We start from the raw sequence: 21120 nt of genomic DNA, 5'->3' as shown, positions 1-21120 counted from the left end.
CCTTCAGGGCCGATGGCGAAGGAGGCAACGATGGAGCATGGAGATGCGAATCCTGCGGTGGTGAAGCCGGAAGAGCAATGGAGGACCGAGCTTGGCGAAGAGCGCTATCGCGTGCTGCGTCGAGCCGGTACGGAGCGGCCGTTCACCGGGGCGCTGCTCGACGTGGATGCGGAGGGCGCGTATAGATGCGGAGCGTGCGGCGCCGCACTCTTCTCGTCGGAGGCGAAATTCGAATCGCATTGCGGCTGGCCGAGCTTCACGCATCCGGAACAACAAGAGAACGTCAGGCTCGTCGACGATGACAGTTTGGGAGTGCACCGCATCGAAGTGCGTTGCAAGCGCTGCGACTCACATCTAGGCCACGTCTTCGACGACGGACCGGGACCGCGGAACACGCGCTACTGCATCAACTCGCTGGCCTTGAACTTCACGCCCGAGCAGTAGCGAAAACTTGCGTCATCGTAGTGCCATACAGTCGGCACGTCAGCGCGCCATGATGAGCGTATGTACAACGATGAATGCGACCGTCTTGCCTTTGCTATGTGCTGCTTCGAGGCCGTGCTGTACGGCTCACGCGCCACGCTTCCATCCGTTCGAGGCGCCGGCGCAAATCACGTAGTTCCTCCGCAATCGCGATGTTTCCGACGGAGAGCAACCGATCGGCAGAACGTGATCCCGTTTCCGCTTCACCCGCCGTGAACGACGGGCGCCCGCACAACCGATCGAGGGAGACGTCGAGAACGTCGGCGATGCGCCGAAGCGCATCCGCGCGCGGAACCGCCTTCCCACCTTCGACGGAGGAGAGCTGCGCGAGATCGTACCGCGCCGCGGCGCTCAGCTCGCGCTGCGTGAGGCGGCGCTCTTCGCGCCAGAGGCGGATATTCGCGCCGAGCTCTTTGGGAAACGTGTCGCCGCGACGGGCGCGCTTCTTAGGCATCATAGTCGATTCGCTAAGTTTTCCACCGGTCTTTTAGTGAAAGGGCAAACTTACAGGAATGAATCTCGCCAAAGCAATTGCGAGACATGGCCAAAAGCCCTATAGTATGCTCGAACTCATGGCCAAAGCACGGACTCTACGGGAGTGGCGTGTCCTGCGAGGCGAGACGCAGAAGCAGGCGTCTGCCGCCGTCGGAATCCATCCCGTCACGTGGAGCGAGTACGAACGCGGAAGGATGGTGCCGTCCGCAACCATTTTGCGTCGGATCGCGCATCACTGCGGCTGTTCGTCCGACGACATTCTCTTGCTGGACCTTCGAAAGTCGCGAGAGCCGTGATGAGACGCTTCGGGCAGTCGCCGCGCGCACGCGAAGCAATCGAGAGCGCATACGCAGAAGCGGCGACGCAGCGCGCGCACGAAGCGCTCTTGCTGGAGGTGCTGCTCGATCTGCGCGATCTCACCGCCGAATGCGCGTGGCGGCTCTCCGACCTCCTCGATCAAGACCAACGCCGCTAACGGCCGATCTCATAGCGGCCTCGCAGGCCCCGCGTCCTTCTATGCGTAGTATCCGCGAGTGGGCTTTCTGATCGCGACGTGCTGTCTGCTGCACGGCTACGTGCACGCCGTCTCCGGGGCTTCGGTCGCAGGCGCGTCGGTGACCATCCTCGAGCGGCGCGCGACGGTGCACGCTCGGACCGGCGCGACCGGCACGTTTTCGATTCAGACACCTCCCGGGCCGGTTACGCTCGTCGTCGTCGCGCAGGGCTTTCGTAGCGTCGAGGTGGGGCCGATCGCGGTCGACGGGGATCAGCGGATCGACGTCGGGCTCGTCGTAGCCGACACGCCCGCGCTACGAACGATCGGGACCGTTCGCGTCAACGGCGCGCTGACGAACGTTCACCAGTTCGTACCGAACATCGAGATCGGGCGCGCACAGATCGACCAACTCGGCTTCGATCGCGTGATCCAAGCATTGGCCGACGTTCCGTCGGTCACGTTTGCTCGCCCCGACGGAGGCGCATCGACGGCGCCGGTCCCCATCGCGCTGCGCGGCCCCGACCCGTCGGAGACGCTGGTGATGCTCGACGGTCAGATCCTCAATGACGGCAATACGGGCGACGTCGACGTCTCGCAGCTTCCAGCATCGGCGTTCAGCGGAATCGAGATCAGCGAAGGGCTCGGGCCGATCGACCTCCAGGGAAGCAACACCTTCGGAGGAGCGGTGAACCTCTTCTCGCTGCGCCCGACGCTGCAAGCGCATGCGGCCCTCTCCGCATCGCTCGGGTCGTTTGGCAGAAGCGAGGTTTGGACGAACGCGACGGGAACGCAAGGAAGCCTCGGGTACGCGCTCGCCCTCGACGACACGCACGCGGACGGCTATGTCGACCAGGGCGTCACGCTCTGTGCGGGAGGTTACGACGCGGCGCTCGCGGCCGGCTCGCGATGCCTCGGACCGAAGGCCGTGCATCTTGGATCGACGTCGACCCAGCGTTCGGCGCTGCTGAACCTCGACGAGAATCTGTCGCAACGCTCCGACGTGGCGTTGCGCATCTTCACGCTGGGCGACCTGCGGGACATGAGCGGGAGCGAGAACGCGCCCGTCTTCCCAAACGCCCAGGGGCCGGGAGCGTACTTCGTCGGTCCGGGAAATGCCGTTTTTGGCCAAGATCTGCGCGCGTACGATCTTCGCGCGCGTTTTCCGCTCGGTGCGGGAACGGTCGTTGCCGACGCAAGCGCCGACGACGACAGCCTTAGCTTTACGGGCTCGGGCATCTCGCCGTACGACGTGACGCACACCGACCGTCGCGGAAACCTCGGACTCTCGTGGGAGCGCGACGGGGACGATTACGTCGTCGCGTTCGGCGGTTACGTTCGCCATGAGTCGCTCTTCGGCGATTTTATCGGGACGACGCTCACGCAGGAGATGCACAGTTACTTCGCGCGCGGCGAGATATCGCCGGTGGAGCGCGTCCACCTCGAGGGCGGCGCGTATCTTTCGGATTACTCGACCTTCGGAACGAGCCTTGACGGTCGCTTAGGCATCGCATACGATCTCGGGTCGTCGTCGGCGCTTCACGCGTCGGTCGGGACGGGATTCCGGGCGCCCTTGCTCGTCGAGCGGTACGTCTTTCCGCTGGCGGCCCTTCCGCGCGATGTCAACGGGGTGTACGTCGGCCAAGGGAATCCGAACGAACAGCCGGAGCGCGCAACCGAATACGAGCTAGGGTATTCGAAGCGCCTCGCCGACGCTCAGCTCGACGCGTCCGTCTATCGGACCAACCTGCGCCAGCCGATCGAAAACGTCTATCCCCTGGCTCGGGCGACGTCGGGCGCGTGTTCGAGCGGCTCGCCGCCGTGCGTCGAGTATCCGATCAACGTCGGAGACGCGGTCTATGAAGGATGGGAGATTCGTGCGACCCGCCGATTCGGCGACTTCACCGCGCGGTTGTCGTACGGCGTGAACGTCGCATATCCGGAGAATTTGCCTCCGACCGTTTCGAATCCGACGTCGGGCGGAAGCCTCGTCAACGGCGAGCAGTTTCTCGATATTCCTCAGCAGCAAGCGTCGTTCGATGCCACCTGGCGACGCGGGGCTTGGCACGCCGCGCTGAACGGGATCTATCGCGGGCGCAACAACGAGCTGAACGCCGCACCGTTCGGCATCGTCAACGCTGCCTTCGGACGCGCCGTGGGTGCGATCGACATAAGCGTCGCCGGCACCAATCTCACGAACGCCGTCTCCGGAAAGTTCACCCTCCTGGGCCACGGCGTAGCGTACAGCGGTGCAGGCGGCGAGATTCCAACCAACCTGTACGCGGTCGAGCCGACGGGTTTCCGTGTCATCGTTACTGCCCGGCGGTAAGGCCGCCGCGCTGATCGACGCGCAGCTTCTCGACCCTGACGGCTCTCTGCCCGGGCTCGTCACGTCTCTGCTGGCGCATCCGCCGCCGAACGACGCCGCGCGCCCGTTTTATGAGGGGATGCGCGTGCTCGGGCCACGTACGCCCCAGCTCGCCGTGCTCGCGCTGCGCCTCGTCCTCGCCGGAAGACGCGCGGATGACGCTTCCGTGCGACGCCTGCGCGCGCTCGTCGAGCGCGTTCGCGCGGGAGGTTCGGATGCGGCCGTCGCGCGGCGGGAGTACGCGTCCGAGCTGGAAGGTTCTCCGGATGGCACGTGAAACGAATGCTTGCTCTGCTACGTTACGCGAATTGGATCATGACCCGCCGCATCTTTGCCGCCTGCCTGCTCGCAGCGGTCGTTCCGCTCCTGCCCGCGGTCGCTCGCAGCGACCGGAGTCCGCACGAGGCGCACGTCTCAGGACGGGTCGTCAGCGTAGACTATATGAACGCGATCATCGTCGTTCGGACCGGCGAGGGAGTCCGGACTGTCGTGGTCACGCCGAGCACGGACATCGACACGCCCGGCGGCTACGCGACGATTACAGACATTCGGCCGGGACGCTACGTTGAAATCGACGCGAGCGTCATCCAAGGCCGAATCGTGGCACAGATCATCACCATTCGCTAGTCCCTGCGAGCCCGGCCTATACGTTGCGGATCTCGCATTCGCATACGCGCGCGCGCCGCGCGCGCGCGCCGCACTCGACGGCGTGAGCTTCTCCGTCGCCGCGGGATCGACGCTGGCGGTCGTGGGACCTTCGGGAGCCGGGAAGAGCACGCTGCTTCGCGTGGTTGCCGGTTTGCTCGCGGCACAGCGCGGCGAGGTCGTACTCGACGGCAGTGCGCTGGATGCTCTCCCCGCCCGGCTGCGGCGCATCGCGTTAGTGTTTCAAGACGACGCGCTCTTTCCGACGATGAGCGTGCGCGAGAATCTTGCGTTTGCGTTGCGTCGCGGTGCTCCCCCCTCGCGCGTCGAGCAGATTGCGGTCGCTCTGCACGTCGAGGTCCACCTGGAACGAAGGCCGCGGGAACTCTCCGGTGGCGAGCGGCAACGCGTCTCGCTCGCACGCGCGCTTCTTTCCGATCCGCTCGCGCTCTTGCTGGACGAGCCGCTGGCACATCTCGACCCAGCGCTGCGGGGGCGCGTTCGCGACGCGATGCGCGATCTGCGCGGTCGCTTCGGCGGCCCCGTGGTCTACGTGACGCACGACCACGCCGAGGCGATGATGATCGCCGACGTGCTGGCGGTTTTGGTCGACGGGCATCTCGAGGACTGCGGTCCGCCGCAACGCGTTTACGATGCGCCTGCAACGCTGCGAGCGGCATCCGCTGTGGGCGTTCCGCCGATGAACGTCTTGCGCGACGGCTCATGGATCGTGGGAATTCGTCCCGAGCGGGTGTGCGTCGTGGCGGACGGCTCGCTACGCGGCCCGGTCGAGCGCTGGGAATCCGTCGGTGCCGATGCGTACGTGCACGTGCGAACGAATCGCGGCCTCGTCTCTGCTCGCGTTCCGGTCGAGCGTACCTATGCGCGCGGAGACGTGGTTGCGCTGCACTTTCCGGCAGATCACGTACGGCGATTCGATGCGACGAGCGGAGCGGCGATTCCGTGAGCGCCTCGTTATCGGACCTCGCTGCGTCGGTCGTCGTGACGGGCGTGCGTGAAGAGGACGCGTGCGACGCGCGCTGGAGCGCCTACCCGTTCGGCGGCTTCATTTTCTTCGATCGTAACACCGAGTCGCTCCGTGCGCTTCGAGCGCTGACCGACCGGTTGCGCGCCCGGTACGATCTCGCGCCGATTCTGGCGATCGATCAAGAGGGCGGCCGCGTCATGCGCTTGCGCGAAGGCGTCGCGCCGATGCCTTCGGCCGCGGAGATCGGTGGCGATGCGGCGCGGGCTGAGCGAATCGGCGCCCGCTGCGCCGACGACCTTCGCCGTGCGGGGTGCAATCTCGACTTCGCGCCTGTCTTGGATCTTGCGGTCGATCCGAGGAATACCGTCATCGGAGATCGTTCGTTCGGCTCGGATCCGCACGTCGTCACCGAATCGGCGCGCGCGTTCGCCCGCGGACTCGAGAGCGGCGGAGTCGTGGCAACGTACAAGCACTTTCCCGGGCACGGAGCGACGGCGACCGATTCACATCATGGCTTGCCCGTCATCGCACTCGACGAGAGCACGCTGCGGTCGCGCGATCTCGTTCCGTTCGCAGCGGTCGCGTCGAGCGCTCGGGCGATGATGACGGCTCACGTCGTCGTTGCCGCGCTCGATTCCGAGTATCCGGCGACGCTCTCGCCGCGCATCCTCACGACCTTGCTGCGCGAGGAGTTCGGGTTCGGCGGCGTTTGCTTCACCGATTGCCTGCAGATGGCAGCCATCGCGAACGAGTACGGAAGCGCCGAGGGGGCGTGGCGCGCGCTGCGTGCCGGGGCCGACGCGGTCACGGTGAGCCACGATCCGACGCTCGCCGTTACCATCGCGCAGCGGGTCGTGCGCGCGGTGAAAGACGGGGATCTCGCGCTCGAGCGCCTGCAAGAGGCGTCGGGGCGGCTCAAAAGACTGCGCTCGCAGCTGCAGCCGCCGCTGCCGATATGAGCCGGGCGTTCGCTGGGGTCGACGCGCTGCTGCGTGAGGCGTGCGGCACCGCGTTCACGGCGGCCGTGGCGCGAATCGAGCATGCCGGGCGGCTGCGCTTCGAGCGCGCGTACGGCGTTACGCGAACGGACGCGCAAGCGCGGGCGGTTTTTGCCGACACGCGCTTCGACCTTGCGTCGCTGACGAAGCTTTTCACGGCGACCTTGGCGCTGCGCGCCGTCTCCGACGAGCGCATCGCTCTCGACGCAAGTCTCCAGGACCTCTTTCCCGAGTGGCGCGAAACGCCGCATGCCGCGATCACGCTGCGCATGCTGCTGGCACACGACTCCGGCATGAACTCCGGCGCGGATTACCGCCTCCTGCTCGACCACAACGTCGAAGAGTTTACGATTCGCGAGCCGCTCTCGGCGCGGCCCGGCGAGCGGGTGATCTACAGCGACCTCGGATTCATCGCTGTTGGGATGCTGCTCGAACGCCTCCACCGACGCTCGCTCGCGTCGGTCGTCGCGCACGCGTTCGCGCGGCCGAACCTGGCCTTCCGCCCGAGCGCGGGCGAGCGTGGGTCGATACCCGCGACTGAAGACGACGGCTGGCGCGGACGCGTTCAGGGCTATGTCCACGACGAGAAGGCATATCTCATGGGCGGCGTGGCCGGACACGCCGGTCTCTTTGCAAGCGCGGCGGACGTCGCGTGGCTGGCGGAAGCCTATCTCGGCCCGCTTCGTGGCCGTTCCAGCAGCCTGCTGCCGCCTTCGATGGTAGCGGAGGCAACGTGCGAGCAAGCATGGGATCCCGTGTTGCGGCGCGGCCTCGGCTGGGCTCTCAAGACGACCGACGAGAACTCCTGCGGACGGCTCTTCTCGCCGAGGAGCTTCGGCCACACGGGCTTCGTCGGCACGTGCGTGTGGGCGGACCCGCAGCGCGACCTCCAATGCGTCTTGCTGACGAACGGCGTCTACTTCGGTCGCAACGATACCCGCGATCTTCGTGCCGCCTTCTGCGAAACCGCAGCGTCGGAGCTGTCGTGATCGCCGTCGGAGTGATGAGCGGCACGTCGCTCGACGGCATCGACACGGCTCTCGTGCGGATTCACCCGCGCGGCGCGCGCTACACAATTGAAGTCATGCGATTCGCGACCCATGCCTTCGACGACGATCTCTTCACCGCGCTCGCGCGCGCGCTTCCGCCGAACCGCGGAAGCTTTGCCGAGGCCGCCGAGCTCCATCATCGCCTCGGCGAGGCCTTCGGGCGGGCGGCGTGCGCGGTTTTGAACGGGGAGCGCGCCGACTACGTGGCCTCACACGGGCAGACCGTCTTTCACGACGGCGGCCGCGGGATCACGCTGCAGCTCGGCGACGCCTTTGCAATCCGCGAAGCCGTCCGTGCGAGCGTTTGCTACGATTTTCGCAGCGCGGATTGCGCGGCGGGCGGTCATGGCGCCCCGCTCGTCCCGTATGTGGATGCGCTCCTCTTCCAGAGTGAGAACGAAGATCGCGTGGCGTTGAATGTCGGCGGCATTGCGAACATCACGGTCCTGCCGAAGGGAAGCGAGGAGATCGTTGCATTCGATACGGGCCCCGGCAACATGCTGGTCGACGCGCTCGTGCGAGCGCGCACGCATGGCACCGAGCGCTTCGACGAAGACGGCGCACTCGCAGCGCGAGGACGCGTCGACGAAGGTACGCTCGCGGCGATGCTGGCGGATCCGTACTTCGCTCTACCGCCGCCGAAGAGCACGGGGCGCGAGCGCTTCGGGGAGCACTTTCTCGCGGCGCATCGCGCGCTCGAGCACCTCTCGACGGAGGACGCGGCCGCTACCCTCACGGAGCTCACCGCGACGACCGTTGCCCACGACATAGCGGCGTACGCGCCGCCGCGCGCGCGCGTGATCGTCTCGGGCGGGGGTGCGAACAATCCAGCGTTGCTGGCGCGCCTTGCGGCGCGGCTTTCCGGCTCGCGCGTCGAACGCTCGGATGCGATGGGCATCTCGCCGGATGCAAAGGAAGCCGTCGCGTTCGCCGTGCTCGGCTACGAAACGCTACGTGGGCGTTGCGCGAACGTTCCTCGCGCGACGGGAGCGCGCACGCCGGTCGCGCTCGGCTCCATCGCTCCGTACGAGTTGAGCGCGCTGCTCGCGCGCGTCGAGGCAGAGTGCTAAGCGACGACCTTCCCGAGACGGAGGCCGTCGACGAGCGCAGTACCGATCTCGACGCTCTCTCCTCCGACGCGCTCGTCACACTCTTGATTGAAGCGCAACGCGGTGCCGTCGAGGCGGTCTTCGCGCGGCGGCACGAAATTGCAGGCGTCGTCGACGAGATCGTTCGCCGTTTGGAGGACGGCGGTCGGCTGCACTACGTCGGGGCCGGAACGAGCGGAAGGCTGGCGATGCTCGATGCTGCGGAGATGCCGCCGACGTTCGGGGTTGAGCCCGGGCTCGTCCGAGCGCACCTCGCCGGTGGAGCGAGCGCACTCGTGCGGGCGGTCGAGGGCGCGGAAGACGATGCGCGGGCAGGCGAAGAGGCTGTGCGCGACGTCGATGCGGGCGATGTGGTGATCGGGCTCTCTGCCGCCGGCGGTGCGTCCTTCGTGATCGCAGCGGTGACGGCCGCGGGTGCGCGCGGCGCATTCACGGTTGCAATCGTCAACACCGACCGGTCCGCGCTTGCTGCCGCCGCGCAGCGCGCAATCGTGCTTCACACGGGAGCCGAGCCGGTCGCCGGCTCGACGCGGATGCGTGCGGGGACGGCGCAGAAGGTCGTGCTGAACGCGATCTCCACCGCCGCGATGGTCCTGCTCGGCAGAGTGTACGGGAATCTCATGGTCGACGTCGTCGCCTCCAACCGCAAGCTCTCGGAACGCGCGCGACGGCTCGTCTGCCGTATCGCCGGCGTCGACGAGGCGCGCGCCGCGACGCTCCTCGCCGCGTGTGACGGGAGCGTCAAAGTTGCCGTCGTGATGGCGCGTCACGGCGTCGATGCCGCGACGGCGCGTCGCACGCTCGAGCGCGCACGCGGCCGGCTGCGTGAGGCGTTGTGAAGTTCGCGCTCGCGTTGATGGCCGCGCTTGCGCTCTCGGCTGGGCCGGCCGCTGCGACGCCGGGCGGCCCGATCGTCTTCGTCTCGATGGACGACCGGCCGGTGACGCTGCAGCTTCCGGTGTTGCTTGGGCGCATCGCCGGGCGCAGCGTCGTCACGCCGCCGCATGCGCTGCTCGGCCATTACTTGGAGCCAGGCTCCCCGGACGCAATCGTCGCTTGGCTGAACGCGCGCGCGCCGCGCAACGCGAGCGCGTACGTGCTCTCTACCGACATGCTCGTCTACGGAGGGCTTCTCGCATCGCGGGTTCCCGGCACGACCTACGACGACGCCTACTATCGCGTGCGCGACGTCATACGGCTGCGCGATCGTCGGCCCAAAGCGTGGTTTGCCGCCTTCGGCACCATCATGCGGCTCGCGCCGACGGGAATACCGGCAATCGGGCCCGGGCAGCCGTATTTTGCATCGGGTGCGACGTGGCAGTACTTGTGGAAGTACGCCAAGCTCCACGATCCGCTCTTGCCCGACGAGCAGGCGCGTGCCGAGCAGCTCCGCGCGCTAGCCGGCTCTGCATTCGACGAGTACGTGGCGGATCGCGCGCGCGATCTCGCCGTTGACCGATTGTGGGTGGCGAAGGCTGCTGCGCCTTCTTCGGCGCTCGATCTGCTCGTGCTCGGTCAGGACGATGCCGGACCGATCGGCATCGACGTCCCGGATCGTGTAGCGCTTGAAGGCGACATCGCCTCCGACAACGCTGCGCAGCGGGTCGCGATCGAGCCCGGCGCCGACGAGCTGGGAATGGCCCTCGTCGCGCACGCCCTGGCGCGCAGCGTCCACTGGCAGCCGCGTGTTGCGGTGCGTTACTCCACGCCCGGAGGAGCGCTCGCTCAGGACCCGCTCGAGTATGCTCCCGTTTCCGTGGCGATCGCACGGCTCATCGCGCTTTGCGGAGGCGTCGAGACCGACGAAAACCCCGAGATCGTGCTTTACGTGCGCGTTCCCGCGACCTCGGCGGTGCAGGACGATGCTTTCGTGAGCGCGATGCGTGCCGACGAAACGGCAGGGCGTTCCGTCGCACTCGCAGACATCACGTTTCTGGAGGGCGGAGGGAACCCTGGATATGCCGATCAGGGCGCCTTCGCCCGGCGCATTCTCGCCGATGGCGTCGCCAGGCGGCTCGACGCGTATGCCTCTTGGAACACCAATGCCAATACGGTAGGAACGGCGCTTGCCGAGGCGGTCGCCGCAGGCGTCGGCCGGCGCTCGGGAAGGTACGATGCCTTGGCGCACAAGGAGTTCACCTTCATGCGGTTTACCGACGATTACGCCTATCACGTCGAGGTGCGGCCTCTATTGAATGCGCAGCTCAAAGCGCAGAATATCGACCGTATGCTGCTCTTGCCGCCGAGCGCTGCAGCCGTCGCCCAAGAGAATCGGGCCTTGCTCTGGAATGACGCGCAAGGAATCTTAACGCAATTATATCCCGGATATCATATAGCGGCCATGCGCATCACGCTGCCGTGGGACCGTACCTTCGAGACGAAAATCGAGGTTGGCCTCGCTCCCGACGTCGTGGGGAGATGATTTCCGCTTCTTTCGGGGAATAGACCATAAATCTCCATGCAACTTGCAAAGCGACGCCTCTGGGCTCGCAGGCCCAACTGGACGAACGGCGTAGCGCTTGCGGCAATTCACGTCTGCGCGCTCCTGGCCGTCATTCCGGCATTCTTCTCGTGGCAGGCGGTCGCCGCCGCCGCCGTCCTCGCGTATGTGACCGGCGCGATCGGCGTGACGCTCGGCTACCATCGAACGCTCACCCATCGCAGCTTACGCTTGCGATGGCCTCTGGAACATATCGTCGCGACCGTCGGGACGCTCGCGATGCAAGGAGCGCCCATCGAGTGGGTGGCGACGCATCGCGTCCATCACGCCCACTCCGATCACGCGGGCGATCCGCATACGACGCGTCGCGGGTTCACGTGGGCGCACATCAAGTGGCTCATCGTGAAGAACCGTTACGTTCCGTCGAAAGAGGAGCGCGCGCGCCATTGTCCCGATTTGGTCGCCGATCCATACTACCGAGCGCTTTCGTACCTGTCGGTTCCGCTGCAAGTGGCCCTCGCGCTCGTGTTGCTCGCGATCGGGGGATGGTCGTGGGTATTCTGGGGCGTCTTCGTACGCCTGGTGTACACGTATCACACGACGTGGTTCGTGAACAGCGCGTCGCACTGGGCAGGCTATCGGACCTACAAGACCGATGACCGGTCGACGAACTCCTGGTGGGTCGCCTTGGTCTCGTTCGGGGAAGGCTGGCACAACAACCATCATGCGTTCCCGTTCTCCGCGCGCCATGGGCTTGCGTGGTTCGAGATCGACATGACCTGGTGGCATATCAAGGTCTTGCAGATGTTGCGGCTGGCGGATCGCGTACGCGTTCCCACCAAAGCGATGATGGAGCGCTTTGCGTTCCAGCCCGTATTCGTGCGGCGCACCGTTCGCTCGATTCGCTGAGGAACTGAAGAAGGGTCAGTCGCCCGCCGTCATTCGGGCAGCCTCAAACTCATTCGGGCTCGCAGAGCTCGATCAACACGCCGGCCGTCGATGCTGGGTGGAGGAAGGCGATGCGCTTTCCTTGAGCGCCGCGCCTCGGCGATTCGTCGATGAGGCGAATGCCGTTCGCTTTCAGTTCGGCGAGCGTGCTTTCGAGGTTCTCGACGCGGTAGGCGACGTGGTGCAGTTTTGTCGGCGCGTCGCCGCGGTAGCGCGCAATGGCCGAGTGTTCGTCGAGCGCGCGCAGTAACTCGATGACCGACTCACCGGCTTGCAAGCCCGCAGCTTCGACGCCTTGATCAGCGACGATCTCCCGGTAGAGCTGCCGAAAGCCGAGGCGCTTGGTGTAGAGTGCGATCGTTGCGTCGAGGTCGTCCGCGACGATTGCGATATGGTCGATCGGCCACGAGCCCGTCACCCGAAACCCTCGTTGGAGCGATACGTGCCGAAGACGTCACGCAGCTCGTTGCTGATCTCGCCGAGCGTCGCGCCCGCATCCACTGCCTCCACGAAGTGCGGCATGAGGTTTTCGCGTACGCCTGCGGCGCGCCGCAGCTCTTCGAGGCGTGCTCGAACCTGCGTCGCGTCGCGCGATGCCCGGAAGGCGCGCAAACGCTCGATCTGCTCTCGTTCGACGCGTTCGTCGATGCGTTGCAGGGGCGGAGGCGGCGACGACGCGTCTTCGGCAAAGAGGTTCACGCCTACGACGCGCGCGTCACCGCGCTCGATCGCCTGCTGCGCGGCGTAGGCGGAATCGGCGATGCGGCGCTGCATCCAGCCGCTCTCGATCGCGGCGACCGCGCCGCCGAGAGCGTCGACCTCAGCGACGAGGGCCCGCGCTTTCTCGATCAATGCGCTGGTGAGCGATTCGACGTAGTAGGAGCCGGCCAGCGGGTCGACGACGTCGGCGACGCCGCTCTCGTAGGCGATGATCTGCTGCGTTCTGAGCGCCACCTTCGCACTCTCCTGTGTCGGGAGCGCGAAGGCCTCGTCTTTCCCATTGGTATGCAGCGATTGCGTACCGCCAAGAACCGCGGCGAGCGCCTGGAGCGCTACCCGCACGACGTTGTTGTCGGGTTCCTGCGCCGTGAGCGTCGACCCGCCCGTCTGCGTGTGGAAGCGCAGGCGCTGCGATGCAGCGTCCGCGCAGCCGAACTCGTCGCGGACGATGTAGGCCCAAAGATACCGCGCTGCGCGGAACTTTGCGACTTCCTCGAAGAAGTCGTTGTGCGCGTTCCAGAAAAAGGAGATGCGGGGAGCGACCGATTCGAGCGCGATGCCCGCCTCGCGCGCCGCCTGCAGGTACGCCTTGCCGTTGGAGAGCGTGAAAGCGATCTCTTCGACCGCCGTCGAGCCGGCCTCGCGAATGTGATATCCCGAGATCGATATCGGGTTCCATTGCGGTACTTCGCGCGCGCAATAACTCATGGCGTCCGTCACGAGACGAAGCGACGGCACCGGAGGATAGATATACGTTCCGCGCGCGACATATTCTTTGAGGACGTCGTTCTGGATCGTTCCGCCGAGCGCGCGATAGGGGATGCCGCGGCGCCGCGCGACGGCGAGAAGCAGTGCCAGCAGAATCGTCGCCGGGGCGTTGATGGTCATCGAGATCGTGACGCGATCCAAGGGAATGCCGTCGAGCAGCGTCTCCATGTCGGCGATCGAGTCGATGGCGACGCCCACCTTTCCGACTTCTCCGCGCGCCTGCGGTGCATCGGAGTCGTAGCCAAGCTGTGTCGGAAGGTCGAAGGCAACCGAGAGCCCGGTCTGTCCGCGCTCAAGCAGGTAGCGATAGCGCGCGTTCGACTCAGCCGCAGTTGCGAAACCCGCGTACTGGCGCATCGTCCACAGGCGACCCCGGTACATCGTCGGATAGATGCCGCGCGCAAACGGAAACTCGCCGGGCTCGCCCAGGTCGCGCGGTTCGTCGACTGCATCGTAGACGGCATGCAGAGGGATGCTGGATCCGTTGCTCTCCCGCACTCGACGCGGCTCGGGCATGTCGGCCATGGCCGGTTGGTTCCGCGAGGCTGTGCGAAGGCCTCGCCGAAGACTCCTCGATGATCTCGAAGTTCGTGCCCGTCGCGCTTCTCGCGGTACTCGTCGTCGGATCTCCGGCGCTCGCGCAGCAGTATCCGCCCGCTCCGCCCGACGTCGGCGGGCAGCAGCAACCGCCGCCTGCTCCGGGGCAGCATCGAGGACCGCAGGTCGCGCCGCCGGTAACTGGTTTTCATCTTCGCGGCGTCGTCTCGTACTCGGTTCCCTACTTTCTCGTGCTCGACGCTCGCGGCAATCGGATTTCCGTGCATCTGCACGATGGGACGGTGATCCTACCGACGGGTCTGACGCTCGTTGCGGGAATGCGCGTCGCCATCGACGGCTACTGGGTGCGCAGGAACTGGACTGCGCCAGCCTTCGTCGCCGATCGCATCGTGCTGATTCGGTAGCTCACTCGATCGTCAGCAGAGGCGCGTTCGACTCGACCGTCGCGCCGGGGGCGGTATGTGCCGCCTTCACAGTTCCCGCGCGATGCGCGCGTATCTCGTTCATCATTTTCATCGCCTCGATCACTGCGACGACCTGCCCTACTGCGACGCGCTCTCCTCGCGACACGGAGATCTCGACGACGACGCCGTGCATGGGCGAGCGAATCTCGTCGCCGGTCGCAGCCTTCGCGGTGCTCGTGCTCGTATCCACACGCGGCGCCTTCGGTAGGCCCGCGGGCCGCCCGAGAGACGGAAGACGCACGCGGTAGAGCTTGTCGTCGACTTCCACGGCAATCGTGTCGTCCTCCTCGTGAACGCTCGCGGGCATCGCGAACGTGGGAGTCGCGGCCTCGCCGTGCGGCGCGGCTGCACGCTGCAAGCGAAGCGCCTGGGCGAATGCCTCGAGCGTTGCCGTGCCGTAGGTTGCGTCGCGCACGGCCTCGTGTTCGCAGAGCGCGCGCAGGATCGGTAGCGTCGTCGGGACCCCTTCGATACGATATTCGCCGATCGCGCGCCTCAGGCGCGCGATCGCTTCGCTGCGCGACGGCGCCCACACGACGAGCTTTGCGATCAGCGAATCGTACTCCGGCGTGATGCGCAAGCCGGCGAAGGCTGCGGAGTCGACGCGGACGCCGGGCCCACCGGGCTCGCGATAGGCGAGAATCGTGCCCGGAGCCGGGCGAAAGTCCTCATATGGGTCCTCGGCATTGACGCGCCCCTCGATCGCCCAGCCGAAGAAACGGACGGCATCCTGAGCGTATCCGAGCGGCTCGCCCGCGGCGACGCGAATCTGCTCGCGAACGAGATCGAGCCCGCTGATCATCTCGGTTACCGTGTGCTCGACCTGAATGCGCGTGTTCATCTCGAGAAAATAGAACGCGTCACCGTCGACGAGAAACTCAATCGTTCCGACCGAGTCATACGCGATCGCGCGGGCCGCGCGAAGCCCGGCATCGCGGATGCCGGAGCGCACGCTCTCGCAGACGTCGGCCGGCGCCTCTTCCCAGAGTTTCTGGTGGCGGCGTTGCAAGGAGCAGTCGCGCTCTCCCACGTGGAGCGTCGTGCCGTGCTTATCGGCGAGGATTTGCAGCTCTACGTGCTTGGGGTTCTCGAGGTAGCGCTCTGCATATACCGTCGGATTCTTGAAGTACGCCTGCGCCTCGCGCGTTGCAGTGGAGAACGCTGCGTCGATGTCGTCGAACGTTCGCGCGACTTTCAACCCTTTGCCGCCGCCGCCGCCCGAAGCCTTGAGTGCCAGCGGCAATCCGTAGCGCTCGGCGGCCTCTCGTGCCGCGGCAGCATCGGCGAGCGGCTCGACGCCCCCCGGCACGAAGGGAACGCCGGCGGTTTCCATCGCGCGGCGCGCGCGCAGTTTGTCGCCCATTGCGTCGATCGCATCGGGATGCGGACCGATCCACGTCAAACCCTCGGCGACGACGCGGCGCGCGAAGTGGGCATTCTCCGCGAGGAATCCGTACCCGGGATGGACGGCGTCCGCGCATGCGCGCCGCGCAACCTCGATGAGCCGGTCGACGTCGAGATAGCTCTGCTCCGGGGTGGCCGGTCCCAGCAGGTAGGATTCGTCTGCCATGCGCACGTGCATCGCGTCCCGATCGGCCTCCGAATAGACTGCGACGCAGGCGATGCCCATCTCTCGGGCCGTCCGAATGACGCGAACCGCGATCTCGCCGCGATTCGCGATCAGAACTCGTCGAAACACGGAACTCGGTGGCAGTCGAGGATGCTGTCGAGCATCGCCCGGCGCCACGCACTCTCACCGTGCCTTGACGGGGCGGACGCTCCTGCGCCTCGCTGAACATGCGTACGCTCGGCTCCGGAGCGCCCGTCCCGTCCAGGCACGATGAGCGCGCCGATGGCAACAGCGATTGCTACTGCCTCCTCCCGGCTGGGCTGCGGACCTTCGAAGACCAGCGCTTCAGGGGGCATCACTCCGGCGGGTACATCCCCATCGCATGGAATCCCGCGTCGACGAAGTGCACGTCGGCCGTGACCGCGCTGGAAAGGTCCGACGCCAAGTACACCGCGGTCTTCCCGACGTCTTCGGCGGTTACGTTACGGTGCAACGGCGCGATCTTCGGGACCACGTCGAGCATCTTGGTCGCGCCTCCGACTTGCCGCATGCTCGCGGTCTTGATCGGTCCCGCGGAGATCCCGTTCACGCGAATGCCGCGCTCGCCGAGATCGTAGGCCAGATAGCGCACCTCCGCCTCGAGTGCCGCTTTCGCGACGCCCATCAGGTTGTAGTTCGGAACGATGCTCGTTGCGCCGAGATAGGTGAGCGCCATGATGCTCGCGCCGTCAGCGAGTCGGGAGCGCAGCGCCGAAACGAGCGCGATCAACGAATATGCCGAGACGTCGAGCGCGAGCGCGTACCCCGCCCGCGAGGTATCGTACACCTTGCCGGCGAGATCTTCTTTGTTCGCATAGGCGATGCAGTGAACGAGCACGTCGATGGTACCGAGAGAGGCGGCGAGGCCTTGCAGCGATTCGTCGCTCGCGACGTCGCACGGGAAGGTCGGTGCGGCGCCGAGCTCGGATGCGAGTTTTTCGACTTCATCGCGCACGCGCTCGCCCTGATAGGTGAGTGCGAGCTGCGCTCCGTGCTCGTGCAGCGCTCGCGCGACGCCGGTCGCAATCGACCAGCGGTTGGCGACACCGGTGACGAGCGCGCGCTTTCCTTGGAGCAGGCTCACAGCGAGGCCTGCAAATACGTGAAGTGCGCCTCTTGGCAGGCGTTGATCGCCATGACGCCGGCGGGCACCGCCAACGCTGCTGGAACGAGACCGTGCAGAAGACGCCCGTAGACGTCAGCCGGCCGCAGATGCAACCCTTCTGCAATGGTATCGGCCGTACCCGAGAGCGCGTTGTTGCAGACGAAGAACGTACATCCGCGCGATGTCAGCGCTTCGATCGACGCATCGTCCTGGATCGCCATCGACCGGCGGCGGTGCAGGTACGGATTGCCGCGCCCCGCCCGAGCGCCCGCCTCGTCGAATTCGGCTCTCCACGATGACGGCAAATGCGGCAGCGCCGGGATCAACAGCTCGTTCCAGACGCGATCGCTCGCGGCGAGCGCGATCGACGCGCCGTGATAGAAAACGGCAACCGCATGGAGCGCTCCTGCGCCCTGCGCGAGCGTGATCTCGTACGCGTACATCGAAGCGACCATCTCGTTGAGGACGGTGGCTTTGGCGAGCGCCGTCGCGGCGAACGCCTGCCGATGCTGCGCCGGCTTCGCAAGGATTGCCGCAAAGCGCTCTTCGTCGAATTGAAAGTGCGGGTCGCCGGCCGCACGCGCGCGTGGTGCGGCGGCGCACCCCGCCATCACGGGGGCGAGCGCGACGCCGGCGCCGGCGGCGAGAAGTTGCTTTCTGCTGAGGGTCATGGTCACTGCTCCTAGAGAGGAATGTTTCCGTGCTTGCGCTTCGGCCGTTCCACGCGTTTGTTCTCAAGCATGCGCAATGCGCGCGCGACGAGCGGCCGCGTCCGCCGCGCCTCGATGACGTCGTCGACATAGCCTCGCTGCGCGGCAATATACGGATTTGCGAAGCGCTCCGTGTACTCGTCGATGAGTTCCCGCGTTTTCGCCTGCGAGTCCTTTGCGGCTGCGATCTCGCGCCGAAAGATGGTCTTGACCGCGCCCTCGGCGCCCATGACGGCGATCTCGGCGGTCGGCCAAGCGAGGTTCACGTCTGCCCTGATGTGCTTGCTCGCCATGACGTCGTAGGCGCCCCCGTACGCTTTGCGCGTGATGACGGTAACCTTCGGCACCGTCGCCTCGGCAAACGCGTACAAGAGCTTCGCGCCGTGAAGGATAATGCCGCCGTATTCTTGATCCGCCCCCGGCAGAAACCCCGGTACGTCCACGAACGTCAGCAGCGGAATGTTGAAGGCGTCGCAGAATCGCACGAAGCGCGCCGCTTTGATCGACGAGGCGATGTCGAGCACGCCTGCGAGCACGTCCGGCTGATTGGCTACCACGCCGACGCTGCGTCCCTCGATGCGGCCGAAGCCGCACACGATGTTCTGTGCGTAGAGCGGGGCGATTTCGAAGAAGTTACCGTCGTCGAGCACCGCCGAGATCGCACGATGGATGTCGTACGGCTTGTTCGGCGCGTCGGGAACGAGCTCGTCGAGCTCCGGCGCCTCGCGGTCCGGGTCGTCGTCGGCGGCGTAGACCGGCGGATCGTCGAGGTTGTTTTGCGGGAGAAAGGAGAGCAAGAGCCTGGCCTGGTGCATGAGATCGGCTTCATCGGCTGCGACGAGATGCGCGACGCCACTCTTCGTCGCGTGGGTCGTCGCGCCGCCGAGCTGCTCGAAGCTGACGTCCTCCCCCGTCACCGTCTTGATGACGTCCGGTCCAGTGATGAACATCTGTGAGATGGCTTCGGTCATGATGATGAAGTCGGTGATCGCCGGCGAGTAGACCGCACCCCCTGCGCAGGGCCCGGCGACGAGGCTGATCTGTGGGATCACGCCGCTCGCCTGGACGTTGCGCCAGAAGATCTCCGCGTAGCCTCCGAGCGAAACGACGCCTTCTTGAATTCGCGCGCCGCCGGAGTCGTTGATTCCGATCATCGGTGCGCCGCTGCGCACGGCCAGGTCCATGACTTTACAGATCTTCTCGGCGAACGCTTCTCCGAGCGAACCGCCGAGGACGGTGAAGTCCTGCGAGAAGAGGAAGATGCGGCGGCCCGCGATCGTCGCGTGACCGGTCACGACGCCGTCGCCGAGAAACTCCTTTTCGTCGAGACCGAACGCACTGGTGCGATGGACGACGAACCGGTCGAGCTCGGTGAACGAGCCCGGATCGACGAGCATCTCGACGCGCTCGCGTGCCGTTCTCTTACCGCGCGCGTGCTGCCGTTCTACCGCCTCGGCTCCGGCGGGCGTTTCGGCCTGCTTTCGCTTTGTCGCAAGCTCCGCATACCGCTGCGCGCGCGTCTTCATCCCAAGGAAGAAGCCTCGCCGTGCAGCCGCTCCTCCCCTGCCTACGCGTGGAAGTGAAGGAGCGGCAGCTTGCCGGAAGAACCACGAAAGGGTACTTCTTCAAAGAAAGGAGCCTTTCGTGTTTCGATGGTCGCTCGCAACCGCTGCTCTCGTCGCAATGACGACGAGCGTCGCCTTTGCTCAGGATTGGTCTGGCCCCTATATCGGGCTCCAGGTCGGCAGTACGCCGACGACCGCAAACGTTTCGATCATCGGTTCGGGCGTAAGCTTCAATCCGGCCCCATCCGGCTCGGTCGGCGGCGTCTTGGGCGGCGTCAACTGGCAGCACGGTACCACCGTCATCGGGCTGGAAGCCGAATACGCGGGCGTCTGGAACGGCTCGCCGTCATCGACGCTGACGCACGCACCCGATCCGGTGATCAATACCGTCTCCGACGGCACGAACTTGCGCGTGCGCGCGCGCTTCGGCGTCAGCGATGGATCGTGGATGTTCTTCGTTGCCGGCGGCTGGAGCCAGACCAGCACCCGGTTGCAGCTCCAGGGCCAGGCGCCGTTCGCCGGCCATTCGTCGGATCAGACGCACACGCTCGGCGGCTACAACGCGGGCGGCGGACTCGAGTACGCATTCTCGCCTCACGTCATCGCTCGCGTCGAGTACCTCTACGACCATTACGGCAACACGACGTTCGTTCCGAGCGATACGTTTTTCTCGCACCGTTCTTTCACGAACATACAGTCGAACACGTATCGGGCGGCGCTGAACTTCCGTCTCTGAAAGGCGGCAGAAACTACCAGATTCCGAGCATCGCCTTCACGTCGTCGCTCGCCATCGTGGCCGGGTCCCACGGCGGCGTGAAGGTGATCTCGGCCTTCGCCGTCTTCACGCCTTCTATCGATAGCACGTGATCCTCGACGGATTTTTTGAACATCGGACCGACGGGACACATCGGCGAGGTGAGCGTCATGACGACGGTCACGTTCTCGCCGTTCTCGCCTTCCACGACGACGTCATAGACCAAGCCGAGATCGAGGATCCCGAGGTTCAGCTCGGGGTCCTTCACGTCGACGAGCGCGTTGCGGACCTCTTGCGGTGTTGGCATGCCACCTCACTCTTGGAGCCGGAGGGTCCCGATTCCCCGTGACCTAATGTGGTGGGGCATGCGGAAGACGATTGCGATCGTACCCATGCTCCTCGCCGCGCTCGCTTGCACCGCTCCCGCGCCGGCCGACGTTTCGATCGCTGCCGGGGGCTGGGTCGGCACCTCTCCAGGCCAGAGCGGTGGAGCGATCATGCTGAGCACTGCATCGTCGATTCCGGTCGTCCCGGTCGGCCTTCAGGCGACGCTGCTCGTTCCCGTAACCGGCCAAGGGGGTTATGCCGTCACCGGTGAGATCCGGGGGCTCTCCGGTGGCGGATTCGGCGGAGCCTACGTCGGCGCGGGAGCGGGAATCGGGAATCTCTCCATCGGCCGAACGACCGGCCCCGTCGTGACGATCTTCGGCGGGAAAGGGATCGCGCCGCACGCCTCCATCGAGCTGCGGCTCTATCAAGGCTTGCAGACCGGCGGCACGACCGCAGGCTTTCTCGGCTTCCGGTTCAGCTTGTGAGCGCGCCGGAAACCCACACCCCCTCGCGCAGGGTCT

At 66.0% G+C, this 21120-nt stretch carries 23 protein-coding genes; 15 read left to right on the top strand and 8 right to left on the bottom strand.

The genetic code is table 11. The features are described from left to right. The first annotated feature begins 30 nt into the window (after positions 1 to 30). Positions 31 to 444: a peptide-methionine (R)-S-oxide reductase MsrB gene (gene msrB, locus VMV82_05960; GenBank protein HUY41096.1), complete on the top strand. Its 414-nt coding sequence runs from the start codon at positions 31 to 33 to the stop codon at positions 442 to 444. Between the two features lie 94 nt (positions 445 to 538). Here msrB and VMV82_05955 read toward each other — a convergent pair whose 3' ends face one another. Then, positions 539 to 940, bottom strand: a complete 402-nt coding sequence (locus VMV82_05955) for a helix-turn-helix transcriptional regulator (protein HUY41095.1) — start codon at positions 938 to 940, stop codon at positions 539 to 541. Positions 941 to 1270: 330 nt separating this feature from the next. On the opposite strand from VMV82_05955, the gene VMV82_05950 reads away from it, so the two are divergent. The 11 genes from VMV82_05950 (at position 1271) to VMV82_05900 (ending at position 11977) form a co-directional block, all read left to right on the top strand. Next, a complete protein-coding gene (locus VMV82_05950; protein ID HUY41094.1) occupies positions 1271 to 1453 on the top strand; it encodes a hypothetical protein in 183 nt (60 codons plus the stop codon). A 58-nt stretch (positions 1454 to 1511) separates the two neighbouring features. After that, the gene (locus VMV82_05945; protein ID HUY41093.1) at positions 1512 to 3800 is read left to right on the top strand and encodes a TonB-dependent receptor; all 2289 of its coding nucleotides are present in this window, start codon (positions 1512 to 1514) and stop codon (positions 3798 to 3800) included. Next, positions 3775 to 4116 (top strand): hypothetical protein, encoded by a 342-nt coding sequence (locus VMV82_05940; GenBank protein HUY41092.1) that lies wholly within the window; start codon positions 3775 to 3777, stop codon positions 4114 to 4116. Before VMV82_05945 ends, VMV82_05940 begins: the two co-directional genes overlap by 26 nt. A 38-nt stretch (positions 4117 to 4154) precedes the next feature. Beyond that, the gene (locus VMV82_05935) at positions 4155 to 4466 is read left to right on the top strand and encodes a hypothetical protein (protein ID HUY41091.1); all 312 of its coding nucleotides are present in this window, start codon (positions 4155 to 4157) and stop codon (positions 4464 to 4466) included. Positions 4467 to 4548: 82 nt separating this feature from the next. Beyond that, a complete protein-coding gene (locus VMV82_05930) occupies positions 4549 to 5451 on the top strand; it encodes an ABC transporter ATP-binding protein (protein ID HUY41090.1) in 903 nt (300 codons plus the stop codon). Continuing rightward, positions 5448 to 6431, top strand: a complete 984-nt coding sequence (nagZ, locus tag VMV82_05925; GenBank protein ID HUY41089.1) for a beta-N-acetylhexosaminidase — start codon at positions 5448 to 5450, stop codon at positions 6429 to 6431. Before VMV82_05930 ends, nagZ begins: the two co-directional genes overlap by 4 nt. Further along, entirely contained in the window at positions 6428 to 7459 is a 1032-nt protein-coding gene (locus tag VMV82_05920; protein ID HUY41088.1) for a serine hydrolase, read from the top strand. Before nagZ ends, VMV82_05920 begins: the two co-directional genes overlap by 4 nt. Beyond that, entirely contained in the window at positions 7456 to 8589 is a 1134-nt protein-coding gene (locus tag VMV82_05915; GenBank protein HUY41087.1) for an anhydro-N-acetylmuramic acid kinase, read from the top strand. Before VMV82_05920 ends, VMV82_05915 begins: the two co-directional genes overlap by 4 nt. After that, the gene (locus VMV82_05910; GenBank protein ID HUY41086.1) at positions 8583 to 9467 is read left to right on the top strand and encodes an N-acetylmuramic acid 6-phosphate etherase; all 885 of its coding nucleotides are present in this window, start codon (positions 8583 to 8585) and stop codon (positions 9465 to 9467) included. Before VMV82_05915 ends, VMV82_05910 begins: the two co-directional genes overlap by 7 nt. After that, on the top strand, positions 9464 to 11050 hold the full coding sequence (locus VMV82_05905; protein HUY41085.1) for a DUF4127 family protein: 1587 nt from the start codon (positions 9464 to 9466) through the stop codon (positions 11048 to 11050). Before VMV82_05910 ends, VMV82_05905 begins: the two co-directional genes overlap by 4 nt. Before the next feature lie 36 nt (positions 11051 to 11086). Further along, complete coding sequence (locus tag VMV82_05900) at positions 11087 to 11977, top strand: fatty acid desaturase (protein ID HUY41084.1); 891 nt, start codon at positions 11087 to 11089, stop codon at positions 11975 to 11977. Positions 11978 to 12026: 49 nt separating this feature from the next. Here VMV82_05900 and mce read toward each other — a convergent pair whose 3' ends face one another. Continuing rightward, positions 12027 to 12434, bottom strand: a complete 408-nt coding sequence (gene mce, locus VMV82_05895; protein HUY41083.1) for a methylmalonyl-CoA epimerase — start codon at positions 12432 to 12434, stop codon at positions 12027 to 12029. Further along, on the bottom strand, positions 12431 to 14029 hold the full coding sequence (locus tag VMV82_05890; GenBank protein HUY41082.1) for a methylmalonyl-CoA mutase family protein: 1599 nt from the start codon (positions 14027 to 14029) through the stop codon (positions 12431 to 12433). Before VMV82_05890 ends, mce begins: the two co-directional genes overlap by 4 nt. A 50-nt stretch (positions 14030 to 14079) precedes the next feature. Here VMV82_05890 and VMV82_05885 point away from each other — a divergent pair, with 50 nt between their 5' ends. After that, positions 14080 to 14466, top strand: coding sequence for a hypothetical protein (locus VMV82_05885; protein HUY41081.1), 387 nt, complete (start codon positions 14080 to 14082; stop codon positions 14464 to 14466). 1 nt (position 14467) lies between these two features. On the opposite strand, the gene VMV82_05880 is transcribed toward VMV82_05885, so the two are convergent. The 4 genes from VMV82_05880 to VMV82_05865 all read right to left on the bottom strand — a co-directional run bounded on the left by VMV82_05880 (position 14468) and on the right by VMV82_05865 (position 19476). Continuing rightward, positions 14468 to 16225 carry an acetyl-CoA carboxylase biotin carboxylase subunit gene (locus VMV82_05880; GenBank protein ID HUY41080.1) on the bottom strand — a complete coding sequence of 586 codons (1758 nt, stop codon included), beginning with the start codon at positions 16223 to 16225 and terminating at the stop codon, positions 14468 to 14470. Positions 16226 to 16451: 226 nt separating this feature from the next. Then, positions 16452 to 17219 carry an enoyl-ACP reductase gene (locus tag VMV82_05875; protein HUY41079.1) on the bottom strand — a complete coding sequence of 256 codons (768 nt, stop codon included), beginning with the start codon at positions 17217 to 17219 and terminating at the stop codon, positions 16452 to 16454. Beyond that, a complete protein-coding gene (locus tag VMV82_05870) occupies positions 17216 to 17911 on the bottom strand; it encodes a hypothetical protein (GenBank protein ID HUY41078.1) in 696 nt (231 codons plus the stop codon). Before VMV82_05870 ends, VMV82_05875 begins: the two co-directional genes overlap by 4 nt. 11 nt (positions 17912 to 17922) lie before the next feature. Beyond that, complete coding sequence (locus VMV82_05865; protein ID HUY41077.1) at positions 17923 to 19476, bottom strand: acyl-CoA carboxylase subunit beta; 1554 nt, start codon at positions 19474 to 19476, stop codon at positions 17923 to 17925. A 118-nt stretch (positions 19477 to 19594) separates the two neighbouring features. Here VMV82_05865 and VMV82_05860 point away from each other — a divergent pair, with 118 nt between their 5' ends. Continuing rightward, a complete protein-coding gene (locus VMV82_05860) occupies positions 19595 to 20251 on the top strand; it encodes an outer membrane beta-barrel protein (GenBank protein ID HUY41076.1) in 657 nt (218 codons plus the stop codon). 13 nt (positions 20252 to 20264) lie between these two features. On the opposite strand, the gene VMV82_05855 is transcribed toward VMV82_05860, so the two are convergent. Next, positions 20265 to 20576, bottom strand: coding sequence for a metal-sulfur cluster assembly factor (locus tag VMV82_05855; GenBank protein ID HUY41075.1), 312 nt, complete (start codon positions 20574 to 20576; stop codon positions 20265 to 20267). Positions 20577 to 20634: 58 nt separating this feature from the next. Here VMV82_05855 and VMV82_05850 point away from each other — a divergent pair, with 58 nt between their 5' ends. Beyond that, positions 20635 to 21084, top strand: a complete 450-nt coding sequence (locus VMV82_05850; GenBank protein HUY41074.1) for a hypothetical protein — start codon at positions 20635 to 20637, stop codon at positions 21082 to 21084. The last annotated feature ends 36 nt before the right edge of the window (positions 21085 to 21120 follow it).

It is taken from the genome of Candidatus Dormiibacterota bacterium, assembly GCA_035532035.1.
In the GTDB taxonomy this organism is placed as follows: Bacteria; Vulcanimicrobiota; Vulcanimicrobiia; order Vulcanimicrobiales; family Vulcanimicrobiaceae; genus Tyrphobacter.
This window is presented reverse-complemented; position numbering and strand designations above follow the sequence as displayed.

What these genes read in the sequence shown, in the direction of transcription:
- VMV82_05865 (HUY41077.1), bottom strand. Translation starts at nt 19,476, where the DNA reads ATGAAGACGCGCGCGCAGCGGTATGCGGAGCTTGCGACAAAGCGAAAG.
- VMV82_05855 (HUY41075.1), bottom strand. Translation starts at nt 20,576, where the DNA reads ATGCCAACACCGCAAGAGGTCCGCAACGCGCTCGTCGACGTGAAGGAC.
- VMV82_05870 (HUY41078.1), bottom strand. Translation starts at nt 17,911, where the DNA reads ATGACCCTCAGCAGAAAGCAACTTCTCGCCGCCGGCGCCGGCGTCGCG.
- VMV82_05935 (HUY41091.1), top strand. Translation starts at nt 4,155, where the DNA reads ATGACCCGCCGCATCTTTGCCGCCTGCCTGCTCGCAGCGGTCGTTCCG.
- VMV82_05890 (HUY41082.1), bottom strand. Translation starts at nt 14,029, where the DNA reads ATGGCCGACATGCCCGAGCCGCGTCGAGTGCGGGAGAGCAACGGATCC.
- VMV82_05850 (HUY41074.1), top strand. Translation starts at nt 20,635, where the DNA reads ATGCGGAAGACGATTGCGATCGTACCCATGCTCCTCGCCGCGCTCGCT.
- VMV82_05885 (HUY41081.1), top strand. Translation starts at nt 14,080, where the DNA reads ATGATCTCGAAGTTCGTGCCCGTCGCGCTTCTCGCGGTACTCGTCGTC.
- VMV82_05920 (HUY41088.1), top strand. Translation starts at nt 6,428, where the DNA reads ATGAGCCGGGCGTTCGCTGGGGTCGACGCGCTGCTGCGTGAGGCGTGC.
- VMV82_05955 (HUY41095.1), bottom strand. Translation starts at nt 940, where the DNA reads ATGATGCCTAAGAAGCGCGCCCGTCGCGGCGACACGTTTCCCAAAGAG.
- VMV82_05900 (HUY41084.1), top strand. Translation starts at nt 11,087, where the DNA reads ATGCAACTTGCAAAGCGACGCCTCTGGGCTCGCAGGCCCAACTGGACG.
- msrB (HUY41096.1), top strand. Translation starts at nt 31, where the DNA reads ATGGAGCATGGAGATGCGAATCCTGCGGTGGTGAAGCCGGAAGAGCAA.